Below are 11,566 nucleotides of genomic sequence, written 5' to 3'. Positions count from 1 at the left end.
CCCGCGCCCCGATGCTGTGTTGTCCCGGGGGCGACCCCCGGGCCCCCGGCCGGGCGCTGCGTTACTTCACCGGCGTGAAGTCCCGCGCCCCGATGCTGTGTTGTCCCGGGGGCGACCCCCGGGCCCCCGGCCGGGCGCTGCGTTACTTCACCGGCGTGAAGTCCCGCGCCCCGATGAACTCCGGGCGGCGGATCGGGGCCGCGAACGGCTCCACCGCCTCGTTCTCCACGCTGTTGAAGACGATGAAGACGTTCGAGCGCGGGTAGGGCGTGATGTTGTCGCCCGAACCGTGCATCGCGTTGCAGTCGAACCAGGTCGCCGAGCCGGCCGGGCCGGTGAAGAGCCGGATGCCGTGCTCGTCGGCCATCCTCGTCAGCGCCTCGTCGGACGGCGTGCCCGCGTCCTGCATCTGGAGGGACTTCTTGTAGTTGTCCCGCGGTGTCTCGCCCGCGCAGCCCAGGAAGGTGCGGTGCGAGCCCGGCATGATCATGAGCCCGCCGTTGGTGTCCAGGTTCTCGGTCAGCGCGATCGAGACGGACACCGTCCGCATGTTCGGCAGGCCGTCCTCGGCGTGCCAGGTCTCGAAGTCGGAGTGCCAGTAGAAGCCGGACGCCCCGAAGCCGGGCTTGACGTTGATCCGCGACTGGTGGACGTAGACGTCCGAGCCGAGGATCTGGCGGGCGCGGCCCACCACCCGCTCGTCGCTGACCAGCGCCGCGAAGACCTCGCTGAGCTTGTGCACCTCGAACACCGAGCGGACCTCCTGCGAGGACTTCTCGATGATCGCGCGCTCGTCGGCCCGCACCCGCGGGTCGGCGACCAGCCGGTCCAGTTCGGCGCGGTATACGGCGACCTCGTCCGGGGTCAGCAGCTCGGGCAGCGAGAGGAAGCCGTCGCGCTCGAACGACTCCAGGTCGGCGCGCGTGCTCGGCCCCGGGGCGCCGGGCGCCGACCAGACGACCGGGTCACGGCGCGGGGTCGCCACCTCGGTGGCGCCGCGGGTCGGGTAGGCGTCGGTGAGCGCGGGGGATGCGGTGTCGGCCATGGCGGTCACGGTGATCAGACCTCCTCGGTCTCGGGTTCGGTGAGCAGCGGGTAGACGCCGTTCTCGTCGTGGTCCTCCCGTCCGGTGACGGGCGGGTTGAAGACGCAGACGCACCGGAAGTCGGTCTTCGGGCGCATGGTGTGCTTCTCGTGACCGTCGAGCAGGTACATCGTGCCCGGCTCGATCCAGTGCGTCTCGCCGGTCTCGTCGTTGGTCAGCTCGGCCTCGCCCTCCACGCAGAGCACGGCCTCGATGTGGTTCGCGTACCACATCGACGTCTCCGTCCCGGCGTACAGCACGGTCTCGTGGAGCGAGAAGCCGACCTTCTCCTTGGCGAGCACGATGCGCTTGCTCTCCCACGTGCCGGACTTGGCCTTCACGTGGCGGTCGGTGTTCTCGATGTCCTTGAACGAACGGACTAGCACGGTGAGTGGTACCTCTCAGCTCTGTGTCGGTGGGGGAAGTCTCAGGCGGTCTCGCGCACCGAGCGGGCCAGGATGCGCAGGCCCTCGTCGAGCTCGTCGGGGGTGATCGTCAGCGCGGGCAGCAGCTTGACGACCTCGCTCTGCGGGCCGGAGGTCTCCAGCAGCAGCCCCAGCTCGAAAGCCCGCTTGCAGACGGCGGTGGCGCGTCCCTTGTCGGCGAACTCCAGGCCCCAGACCAGCCCGCGGCCCCGGTAGGAGGCGCCGGACTCGGCGTTCTCGGCGGCGACGGAGAGCAGCACCTGCTCGACCTGCTCGCCGCGGGCGCGGATCTGCTGCTCCATGTGCCCGTCGGCCCAGTACGTCTCCAGCGCGGCGGCGGCCGTCACGAAGGCGGGGTTGTTGCCGCGGAAGGTGCCGTTGTGCTCGCCCGGCTCCCAGATGTCCAGCTCCGGCTTGAACAGGCAGAGCGACATCGGCAGGCCGTAGCCGCTGATCGACTTCGACAGGGTGACGATGTCCGGCGTGATGCCGGCCTCCTCGAAGGAGAAGAACTCGCCGGTGCGGCCGCAGCCCATCTGGATGTCGTCGACGATCAGGAGCATGTCCTGGCGGTGGCACAGGTCCTGCAGCGCCCGCAGCCACTCGGCGCGGGCCACGTTGATGCCGCCCTCGCCCTGCACGGTCTCGACGATCACCGCCGCCGGCTTGTTCAGGCCCGAGCCCTGGTCCTCCAGGAGCCGCTCGAACCACAGGAAGTCCGGGACGGAGCCGTCGAAGTAGTTGTCGAACGGCATCGGCGTGCCGTGCACCAGCGGGATGCCGGCGCCGGCCCGCTTGAACGCGTTGCCGGTGACGGCGAGCGCGCCGAGCGACATGCCGTGGAAGGCGTTGGTGAACGAGACGACCGACTCGCGGCCCTTGACCTTGCGGGCCAGCTTCAGCGCCGACTCGACGGCGTTGGTGCCGGTCGGGCCCGGGAACATGACCTTGTACGGCAGGTCGCGCGGGCGCAGGACCGTGTTCTGGAACGTCTCCAGGAAGTTGCGCTTGGCCGCGGTGGCCATGTCCAGGCCGTGGGTGATGCCGTCGCGTTCGATGTAGTCGATCAGCGCCCGTTTGAGAACGGGGTTGTTGTGCCCGTAGTTGAGCGAACCGGCGCCGGCGAAGAAGTCGAGGTACGCGTGGCCGTCCTCGTCGTACAGGTGGCTGCCCTGGGCCCGGTCGAAGACGGCGGGCCAGCCGCGGCAGTAGCTGCGCACCTCGGACTCCAGGGTCTCGAAGACGCTCAGGGCGGGCGGGGTGATGGTCACAGCGGGTCTCCTCCTGGGAGCAAAGTTCGGCCTTGCGGGTGGGGGTGAAGGGTGTTTCGGGGCGCGCGGACAGGGCTCTGCGACGGGCACTTCGCGTGCGCACGGGGGCGCGGCTCGCCCGGCGGGCACGGCGCGGGGCCGTGCGGCTCGGCGCGCGGTGCGGCCTACGGCGCCAGCGGGCCGATCCGGTACAGCACCTCGGGCAGGTGGCCGCCGTCGGGGAAGAGGTTCTCGTCGAAGAGGACCTCGCGCTCGACGTCGGCGCCGTGGCGCTCGGCGTAGGACGTGAACAGTCGCTCGGAGGCGGTGTTGTCCGGGGTGATCGTCGTCTCCAGGGACGCCAGACCGTCGGTGTGCGCCAGGTCGGCGGTCACCCGGGCGGTCAGCGCGTCGAGCAGGACGGAGGCCAGACCGCGTCCGCGCTGCGACGCGTCGACGGCGACCTGCCAGATCACCAGCGTGCGCGGCCGCGACGGGCGGATGTACCCGGTGACGAAACCGACCGGCTCCCCGCTCCCGTCGCGGGCCACCACGGAGGTGCCGGCGAAGTCACGGCACCACAGCAGGTAGCTGTACGAGGAATTGAGGTCGAGCACCTTCGAGTCGCGGGCGATCCGCCAGAGGGCGGCACCGTCCTCGATACGCGGTACGTCGATATGGAGAGCGGGTTGTTCGGTCGTCATTGCGGCGGTCATGCGAATTGAACTTACCGAGAAGGACCAAAAAATGCATCGAGGTGGGGGGTTACCTCAGACCTCCTCCCGTGTTATCACGCGCGGGCGTGCAATCACGCGAATCCGAGCCCGATCGTGGCGGTTTGCCCGTTATCACCCCGTCAAAACGGTCGTCGTGTGGAGTGCGTCACAGGCGGGGAACGCATCTGCAAACTGATCCGAACGGGCTTGTTTGAGATGCTGAGGGCTGGGCAAAAGCGAAAGCGGGAAGCGGCTTCCGATAAACGCCGCTTCCCGCTTCCCTGTTTTCTTCCCGGAATTCCCCGTCGAATTATCCGGCGTGCCGCGCGGCCGTCACCGCGGCCTTCGCCGCCGCGAGGTCCACCGCGGCCCCGTCCTCCGCCAGCGCCGCCCCGAGCGCGGCGAGCGAGGCCTGCACCGCGTCCTCAGTGGCGTCCGGGCCGTAGTGGTTCACGCGGATCATCTCCTTCGCCAGCGCCCCGCCGCCCGCGATGAGCGGCAGGGCGGGGTCGGCGGCGAGCGCCCTTGCGACCAGACGCGAGGCGTCGGCCGCGGCCGGCACCCGCAGGGTGGTGGCGACCGGGGCCGCGTCCCGCGCCTCGTGCACGAACGGCTCCAGGCCGCCGCCCAGCGCGAGGGCGCCGGCCCGGGTGGCCGCGGCGGCCCGGGCGTGGCGGGCCATGACCGCCTCCGCGCCCTCCGCCTCGATCCGCTCCAGGGCGGCCTCCAGGGCCAGCATCTCCAACTGCGCCGGGGCGTGCGGCAGCGCGCGGCGGCCGCCGTCGATCCACCGCTGCTTCCAGTCGAGCAGGGAGAGGTAGGAGCGGCGCGGGGCGTTCGGGTTGGCCGCGAAGCGCTCCCAGGCCCGCGGGCTCACCGACACCGCCGAGACGCCCGCCGGGCCGCCCATCGCCTTCTGCGCGCCGATCACGCACAGGTCGACGCCCCAGGCGTCGGTCAGCAGCGGCTCCGCGCCGACGGAGGCGACGGCGTCGAGGTAGAAGAGCGCGCCGTGGGCCCGTACGACCTCGCCGATCTCGGCGACCGGGTTGGTGTTGCCGGTCGCCGCCTCGGCGTGCACCAGGGAGACGAAGTCGATCTCCGGGTGCGCGGCGAGCGCCTCGCCCACCTGCTCGGCGGTGACCGCGGTGTGGAACGGGACGGCCAGGTCCACGACCGTCGCGCCGCAGTCCCGCAGCCAGTCGCCGAAGGTCTGCCCGTACGGCCCGGTGATCACGTTCAGCGCCGTGGTGCCGGGGCCGGCGGCGCCGCGGATGCAGCCCTCCAGGGGGAGCAGCGCCTCGCCCTGCATGACGACGACGTCGTGCCCGGTGCGCAGCAGCGCCGCCACCCGGCGCTCGATGCTCGCGAAGCGGTCGGCCGTCAGCGGGGGCAGGTCCAGAAGGGGGTGGGTCACGGCGGTGCTCATTTCGGCTGGTTGCGGGGCCTCTCGGGGTCTCACGACGAGAGTACTCACGCGCTCGTACAGTGCTGCCCATGAGCCAACACGAGATGCTGCACGTCAGGGGCAGGGTCGTGGTCGGACCCGACGACGTGACCGACGAACTGTGGGTGGTGGGCGGGCGGATCACCTTCGATCGGCCGCTCGCGGGGGACGTGCGGACGGTGGAGGGCTGGGCGCTGCCCGGCCTCGTCGACGCGCACTGCCACGTCGGCCTCGACGCCCACGGGGCGGTGCCCGACGCCGTCGCCGAGGAGCAGGCGCTGACCGAGCGGGCGGCGGGCGCGCTGCTGCTGCGGGACGCCGGCTCGCCGTCCGACACCCGCTGGGTCGACGACCGCGACGACCTGCCCCGGATCGTCCGGGCGGGCCGGCACATCGCCCGCACCCGCCGCTACATCCGCAACTACGCCCACGAGATCGAGCCCGAGGACCTCGCCGCGTACGTCGGGGCGGAGGCGCGGCGCGGGGACGGCTGGGTCAAGCTGGTCGGCGACTGGATCGACCGCGAGGCCGGCGACCTCACCCCGTGCTGGCCGCGCGAGGCGCTGGAGGAGGCGATCGCGGAGGCGCACCGGCAGGGCGCACGCGTCACCGCGCACTGCTTCGCCGAGTCCTCGCTGCGCGACCTCGTCGAGGCCGGCATCGACTGCGTCGAGCACGCCACCGGCCTCACCGACGAGCTGATCCCGCTCTTCGTCGAACGCGGCGTGGCGATCGTGCCCACCCTCGTCAACACCGAGTCCCTCGCGCACATCGCGGAGGCCGGCGCGGACAAGTACCCGGCCTGGGCCGCTCAGTTGCGGCAGGTGCACGCCCGCCGCCACGAGACCGTCCGCAACGCCCACGACGCCGGCATCCCCGTCTTCGTCGGCACCGACGCCGGCGGCTCGCTCGCGCACGGGCTGGTAGCACGGGAGGTCGCCGAACTGGTCAAGGCCGGCATCCCCGCCCCGGAGGCGGTCTCCGCGACGACCTGGCGGGCCCGGGAGTGGCTCGGGCACCCGGGGCTCGAGGAGGGGGCGCCCGCGGACCTCGTCGTCTACGGCGGGGATCCGCGCGCGGACGTGTCGCTCCTCGCGGACCCGCGGGGGGTGGTGCTGCGCGGGCGGGTGTACTGAACCCGCCGGTTCAGGGGCCGACCTCGGCGAGCCGGCGGGAGAGGAACCGCCGGTCGGCGGGGGCGGAGGCCAGCGCGAGCGCCGCCTCGTACGCGGCGGCCGCCTCCCGCCGGCGGCCCAGCCGCCGCAGGTGGTCCGCGCGGGCGGCGGGCAGCAGGTGGTAGCCGGGCAGCGCGCCCTCCAGCGCGTCGAGCAGCCGCAGCCCGGCGTCCGGGCCCTCGGCCATGCCCACCGCGACGGCCCGGTTCAGCTCGACCACCGGGCCCGGCGTGTGCTTCGCCAACTCCGCGTACAGCAGGGCGATCTGGGGCCAGTCGGTGTCCGCCGCCGTCGCCGCGGTCGCATGGCAGGCGGCGATCGCGGCCTGGATCTGGTACGGGCCCGGCCGCCGCCGGTGCAGCGCCCGGTCCAGGACGGCGAGCCCTTCCGCCGTGGCGTCGTGGTCCCAGCGCGAGCGGTCCTGCGCGTCGAGCGGGACGGTCTCGCCGGCCGCGTCCGTGCGGGCGGCGTGGCGTGCGTCGTGCAGCAGCATCAGCGCGAGCAGCCCCTCGGGCTCCGGCTCGCCCGGGGCCAGCCCGACCAGCAGCCGGGTCAGCCGGATCGCCTCCGCCGTCAGCTCGCGGCGGACCGGGCCCGGGCCGCCCGTCGGCGCGTACCCCTCGTTGAACAGGAGGTACAGCACGGCGAGGACGCCCCCGGTGCGTTCGGCGAGCCGGTGCGGCGGCGGCACGCGGAAGCCGATCCCGGCGTTCCTGATCCGGCTCCTGGCGCGGAACAGCCGCTGCCCCATGGTCCTTTCGGAGACCAGGAACGCGCGGGCGATCTCGGCCGTGGACAGGCCCGCGAGGGTGCGCAGGGTCAGCGCGACGCGCGCCTCCAGGGGGAGCGCGGGGTGGCAGCAGGTGTAGATGAGCCGCAGCCGGTCGTCGGTGTCCACGCCGCCGTCCGCCGGCGCCCCGCCCGGGGCCGCCGTCGCCGCCTCCCGGAGCTTGGCCTCCTCCCGGACCCGGCGGCGGTGGACGTCCACCGCCCGGTTGCGCGCGGTCGTCGTCAGCCAGGCCCCCGGCCGCTCCGGCACCCCGTCGTCCGGCCAGCGCTCCAGCGCCCGCGCGAATGCCTCCTGCACGCACTCCTCGGCCAGCTCCCAGTCCCCGGTCAGCCGGATCAGCGTGGCGAGCACCCGCCCCCACTCCTCGGCGTACGCGGTCGCGACGGCGGCGCGGACGGGGTCGTCGAGGTCGTCGGGGTCGGGGCCGGCCGGGGCGGGCCCGGTACGCCGGGTCGTCGCCCCGGCCCGACCGTGCCCCGACGACCCCGTCCGCGCCGCCGACGCGTCACGCCCCCTCGCCGGGCCCGCCTGCGTCCCGCTGTCCGCCGTCACCGCCCGTCCCTCTCCCGCCCCGCGCTCGCGCCGCCCGTCACTCCGTCCAGAACGGGCGGATCTCGATCATGCCGAACTTCGCCATCGGGTGCGCGGCCGCGACCTCGATCGCCTCGTCGAGATCCGCGCACTCGACGACGTCGAAGCCGCCCATCTGCTCCTTCGTCTCGGCGAACGGTCCGTCGGTGAGCAGCAGTCGGCCGTCCCGGACCCGGACGGTCGTCGCGTCCTCGGCGGGCCGCACCCGGTCGCCGAGCAGGCGCACGCCCTTGCGGTCGTTCTCCTCGACCCAGGCGGTGGGGTCGAGTTCGGCCTCGCTCGCCTCGAAGGGGCCTTCCGTGCAGACCAGCAGCAGGTACTTCATGAGGTGTCCTCCGGGTTCTCGGTGATGCTCCTGCCCCTACGACGAACGGTCCCCGCCGATTACTACCGCCGGTCGCGAGAAAATTCTCGCGGCACCGGGTTGACCCCGTCGTGACTCCTGCGGGCAGCGGTCGTTCGAGGCGTTCCGCGGCCCAGGATCGGCCGTTCGTGGGGCGCGGGGGAACGTGTGTGGCAGTCGATTCGAACCCACTGCCGGAAACCACCCGTTCAGGTGAACTCACGTCAGGTGGTGGCCCGTTCACTCTCCGTGCGTAAAGATTCCGGAGTCGAGGTCGTCGCCGCACGCGATGTCCCCCATTGGCGGGCGCGACGACTCCAGATCTCTTGTGGGGGTTCCACCATCTTGAACAGCAACACCTTCCGCGTGCCCGCGTGCGTCCTGGCGTCCACCGCACTGCTGCTCGCCGCCTCGCCCGCGTACGCCCACGGCGACGGCGGCAAGGGGGGCGAGGACGGCGGCGGATCGGGCAGGGCGGGGGCGGTCGTGCTCCGGGCGGGGCTGGACGTGGGCCTGCTGAACAAAACGGTCGACGTCCCCGTGCGGACCAGCCTCAACGAGGTGACCGCGCCGGGGAACGCCGACCGCACGGCGCTGACCGTCGAGCTGGACGGCGTCGGCGGGGGGCAGCCCGTCAGCATGGTGAAGGCGCAGGTCGCCACCGCCCGGGCCACCGCCGACAAGGAGCGCGCCACCGGCTTCGCGGAACTCGCGCACGCCAAGGTGCACGTGCCGGGGCTGCCGCTGCTCTCGCTGATCGAGGTGGAGAAGGTCACCGCGGAGGCGGTCTGCGCCGCCGGCGCGAAGCCGACCGCGGAGGCGAACGTGCTCGGCGCGGTGTCCGTCCTCGGCAGGAAGGTCACGCTGACGGCCGGCGGGCCGACCAAGGTGTCCGTGCCGGCCGTCGGGGACGTGACCCTCGAACTCGCCAAGCGCTCGACGACCGACGACAGCGCCGCCGCGACCGCGCTGCAGCTGCAGGTGTCCGTCGACCCGCTGCAGCTGAACGTCGCCGAGGTGACCGGCACGCTCACCCTCGTCGAGGCCACCTGCGCGTCCCCGGAGGCCGCGCCCGGGCCGAAGCCGGAGGAGAAGCCGGAGACCGAGACCGAGACCGCCGCCCAGCCGGACGACGAGCCCGCCGCCGACCCGGCGCCCGACACCCGTCCGCAGGGCGGCGGCGAGCCCGACCCGCAGGTCGAGAACCTCGCCGCGACCGGCGGCAGTTCCACGACCCCGTACCTGGCGGGCGGCGCGGCCGTCCTGGTGCTCGCGGGCGGCGGGGCGCTCGTGGCGGCGAGGCGCCGCGGCTGAGACCACATTCCGGGGGGTGGGTGGAGCCGGGGAGGGCTCCGCCCGGGGGAGTCAGGCGCCTCCCGAGGGCCGGCGGGCCTTCGGGAGGCGCCTGCCGCCGTCGCGGGCCGGCCCGGCGCCGGGGCTCACGCGTCGGGGAGGGCCTTGCGGAGCGCGGAGAGGAACCGGTCCGCGGTGTCCGCGTCGCGGACCGCGAGCCGCAGCCAGTCGGGGCCGAGGCCGGGGAAGGTGTCACCGCGGCGGACCGCGAAGCCGAGGTCGCGCAGACGCTCCCGTACGCCGTCCGCGCCGGCCGTCCTGAGCAGCAGGAAAGGGCCGGCCGCCGGGGCGACCACCGTCACGGGCAGCTCCGCCAGCCCCTCGGCCAGGTAGGCGCGGTCGCGGGCCACCGCCTCCGCGGCCTCGGCGGCCTCGGCGAGCGCGCCCTCGGACATGCACGCCTCCGCGGCCGTCAGCGCGGGCGCGGACACCGGCCACAGCGGCTGCGCCCGCTCCAGCCGCGCGACGACCGACGGCTCGCCGAGCACGTAGCCGATCCGCAGCCCGGCCAGGCCCCAGGTCTTCGTCAGGCTGCGCAGGACGACGAGGCCCGGTACGTCCGTGCGCCCGGCCAGCGACTCCGGCTCGCCCGGCACCGCGTCCATGAACGCCTCGTCGACGACCAGGATCCGTCCCGGGCGGGCGAGACGGACCAGCGTCTCGGCGGGGTGCAGGACGGAGGTCGGGTTCGTCGGGTTGCCGACGACCACCAGGTCCGCGTCCTCCGGCACCGCCCGCGGGTCCAGCCGGAAGCCCTCCGCCTCCCGCAGCAGCACCCGCCCGACCTCGTGCCCGGCGTCCCGCAGCGCCGCCTCCGGCTCCGTGAACTGCGGGTGCACCACCACCGGCCGGCGCGTCCCGAGCCCGCGCGCGATCAGCACGAACGCCTCCGCCGCGCCCGCCGTCAGCAGCACGCCCTCCTCCGGCACCCCGTGCCGCGCCGCCACCGCGGCCCGCGCCCGCCGGCCGTCCGGGTACGCCGCCAGCCCCTCCAGCGCGGCCCCGATCCGCTCCCGCAGCCACAGCGGCGGCGTGCCCGCCCGTACGTTCACCGCCATGTCGACGAGATCGAACCGGCCCGCGACCTCCACGTCGCCGTGGTGGCGGAGGTCGAGGGAGGGGGCGTCGTTCACTGGTGCTCCTGAGGGTGCGGATGACGGTTCCGGAACAGTGCGGCTACCCCCTGCGGGGACGAGGCCAACCGTGGCACCGCGTGCGGTCGGCGGCGGGAGCCGGCCGAACCCGCCGAGACGCGCGATCGCGCACGTGACGCGCGCGGACCTGCGCTTGGGGACGACCAACTCGCCCCCGCCCGCGAGCGCCGCCGCCTCGGCGACGGAGGAGGTGCCGGCGGCGGCCCGCGCCGCGGCGGAGGGGTGCGGCACGTCGACGCGCGCCAGGACCGCCGCGGGATAGCCCCACACGGGCACCCCCAGCCCCGCCGCCGCCGAGACGATCCCCGGCTCGACGGCCTTCGCCTCGACCGTCGCCACCGCGACGACGTCACCCGCGGCCGGCCCCGCAGAGGCGAGCGCCGCGGTGACCAGGCCCAGCACCTCGTCCGCGCCCGCACCCCGCCGCGCCCCCACCCCGACGACCAGCCCGTCCCGCGCACTCCCCGCGTGCGGGGGCGCATCGCGGCCGGTAGGCATGGGGGCATGGCGGTGCTCGTGGCGATCGGCGCGTTCCTGATGACGTTGGCCGGCGGTTGGACGGCGCAGCGCGTCACCGACCGCCGGCACCTGGTGCTCGGCCTCGCCGGCGGGCTGATGCTGGGCGTGGTGGGCCTCGACCTGCTCCCGGAGGCGATCGCGAGCGCCGGCGGCGAGGTGTTCGGGGTCCCCGCCGCACTGCTGCTCTTCGTGGGCGGCTTCCTCGTCGCCCACATGGTCGAGCGGCTGCTCGCGGTCCGCCAGGCCGCGCACGGGGCCGACGGCGAACGGGTCCCCGAGGTCGGCCTGACCGCGGCGAGCGCGATGGTCGGCCACAGCCTGATGGACGGCGTCGCGATCGGCGCCGCCTTCCAGGTCGACCACGGCATGGGCATCGCCGTCGCCCTCGCCGTCGTCACCCACGACTTCGCCGACGGCTTCAACACGTACACCCTGACCCGCCTGTACGGGAACGAGCGCCGCAAGGCCGTCGCGATGCTGTTCGCCGACGCCCTCGCCCCCGTGGTCGGCGCCGCGTCGACGCTCCTGTTCACCCTGCCGGAGCAACTCCTCGGCTGCTATCTCGGCTTCTTCGGCGGCGCGCTGCTCTACATCGCCGCCGCCGAGATCCTCCCCGAGGCCCACCACGACCACCCGGCCCGTTCCACCCTGCTGTTCACCGTCGCCGGCGTCTGCTTCATCTGGCTGGTGGTCGGCGTCGCCGGCTGACCCGGCGCGAC

At 74.0% G+C, this 11,566-nt stretch carries 11 protein-coding genes; 3 read left to right on the top strand and 8 right to left on the bottom strand.

Annotated features, from left to right (window positions below):
• Window positions 1-142 precede the first annotated feature (142 nt).
• From thpD to ACFWEG_RS09935, 5 genes are all read right to left on the bottom strand, one after another.
• Window positions 143-1,045, bottom strand: a complete 903-nt coding sequence (gene thpD / locus ACFWEG_RS09955; RefSeq protein WP_387211523.1) for an ectoine hydroxylase — start codon at window positions 1,043-1,045, stop codon at window positions 143-145.
• A 14-nt stretch (window positions 1,046-1,059) separates the two neighbouring features.
• Window positions 1,060-1,470, bottom strand: a complete 411-nt coding sequence (locus ACFWEG_RS09950; protein WP_387211520.1) for an ectoine synthase — start codon at window positions 1,468-1,470, stop codon at window positions 1,060-1,062.
• A gap of 41 nt (window positions 1,471-1,511) precedes the next feature.
• Entirely contained in the window at window positions 1,512-2,780 is a 1,269-nt protein-coding gene (gene ectB / locus ACFWEG_RS09945; RefSeq protein ID WP_387211518.1) for a diaminobutyrate--2-oxoglutarate transaminase, read from the bottom strand.
• 164 nt (window positions 2,781-2,944) lie between these two features.
• Window positions 2,945-3,475 (bottom strand): diaminobutyrate acetyltransferase, encoded by a 531-nt coding sequence (gene ectA / locus ACFWEG_RS09940; RefSeq protein WP_387211515.1) that lies wholly within the window; start codon window positions 3,473-3,475, stop codon window positions 2,945-2,947.
• Window positions 3,476-3,785: 310 nt separating this feature from the next.
• Window positions 3,786-4,892 carry a pyridoxal-phosphate-dependent aminotransferase family protein gene (locus ACFWEG_RS09935; RefSeq protein WP_387211512.1) on the bottom strand — a complete coding sequence of 369 codons (1,107 nt, stop codon included), beginning with the start codon at window positions 4,890-4,892 and terminating at the stop codon, window positions 3,786-3,788.
• An 80-nt stretch (window positions 4,893-4,972) separates the two neighbouring features.
• Between ACFWEG_RS09935 and ACFWEG_RS09930 the strand changes: the two genes are divergently transcribed.
• Window positions 4,973-6,058: an amidohydrolase family protein gene (locus ACFWEG_RS09930; protein WP_387211510.1), complete on the top strand. Its 1,086-nt coding sequence runs from the start codon at window positions 4,973-4,975 to the stop codon at window positions 6,056-6,058.
• A 10-nt stretch (window positions 6,059-6,068) separates the two neighbouring features.
• Here the strand turns inward: ACFWEG_RS09930 and ACFWEG_RS09925 are convergent, their stop codons facing one another.
• On the bottom strand, window positions 6,069-7,439 hold the full coding sequence (locus ACFWEG_RS09925; protein WP_387211507.1) for an RNA polymerase sigma factor: 1,371 nt from the start codon (window positions 7,437-7,439) through the stop codon (window positions 6,069-6,071).
• Between the two features lie 37 nt (window positions 7,440-7,476).
• Window positions 7,477-7,803 (bottom strand): YciI family protein, encoded by a 327-nt coding sequence (locus tag ACFWEG_RS09920; RefSeq protein WP_387211504.1) that lies wholly within the window; start codon window positions 7,801-7,803, stop codon window positions 7,477-7,479.
• 363 nt (window positions 7,804-8,166) lie between these two features.
• Here ACFWEG_RS09920 and ACFWEG_RS09915 point away from each other — a divergent pair, with 363 nt between their 5' ends.
• Window positions 8,167-9,135 (top strand): SCO1860 family LAETG-anchored protein, encoded by a 969-nt coding sequence (locus tag ACFWEG_RS09915; protein WP_387211501.1) that lies wholly within the window; start codon window positions 8,167-8,169, stop codon window positions 9,133-9,135.
• Between the two features lie 125 nt (window positions 9,136-9,260).
• Here the strand turns inward: ACFWEG_RS09915 and cobC are convergent, their stop codons facing one another.
• Window positions 9,261-10,826 (bottom strand): Rv2231c family pyridoxal phosphate-dependent protein CobC, encoded by a 1,566-nt coding sequence (gene cobC / locus ACFWEG_RS09910; RefSeq protein WP_387211498.1) that lies wholly within the window; start codon window positions 10,824-10,826, stop codon window positions 9,261-9,263.
• 6 nt (window positions 10,827-10,832) lie between these two features.
• Between cobC and ACFWEG_RS09905 the strand changes: the two genes are divergently transcribed.
• Complete coding sequence (locus ACFWEG_RS09905) at window positions 10,833-11,555, top strand: ZIP family metal transporter (RefSeq protein ID WP_387211495.1); 723 nt, start codon at window positions 10,833-10,835, stop codon at window positions 11,553-11,555.
• Window positions 11,556-11,566 lie beyond the last annotated feature (11 nt).

It is taken from the genome of Streptomyces sp. NPDC060194 (genome assembly GCF_042728285.1).
Lineage (GTDB): Bacteria > Actinomycetota > Actinomycetes > Streptomycetales > Streptomycetaceae > Streptomyces.
The sequence above is the reverse complement of the archived record's forward strand: the minus strand, read 5'-3'. Positions and strand labels throughout refer to the sequence as shown.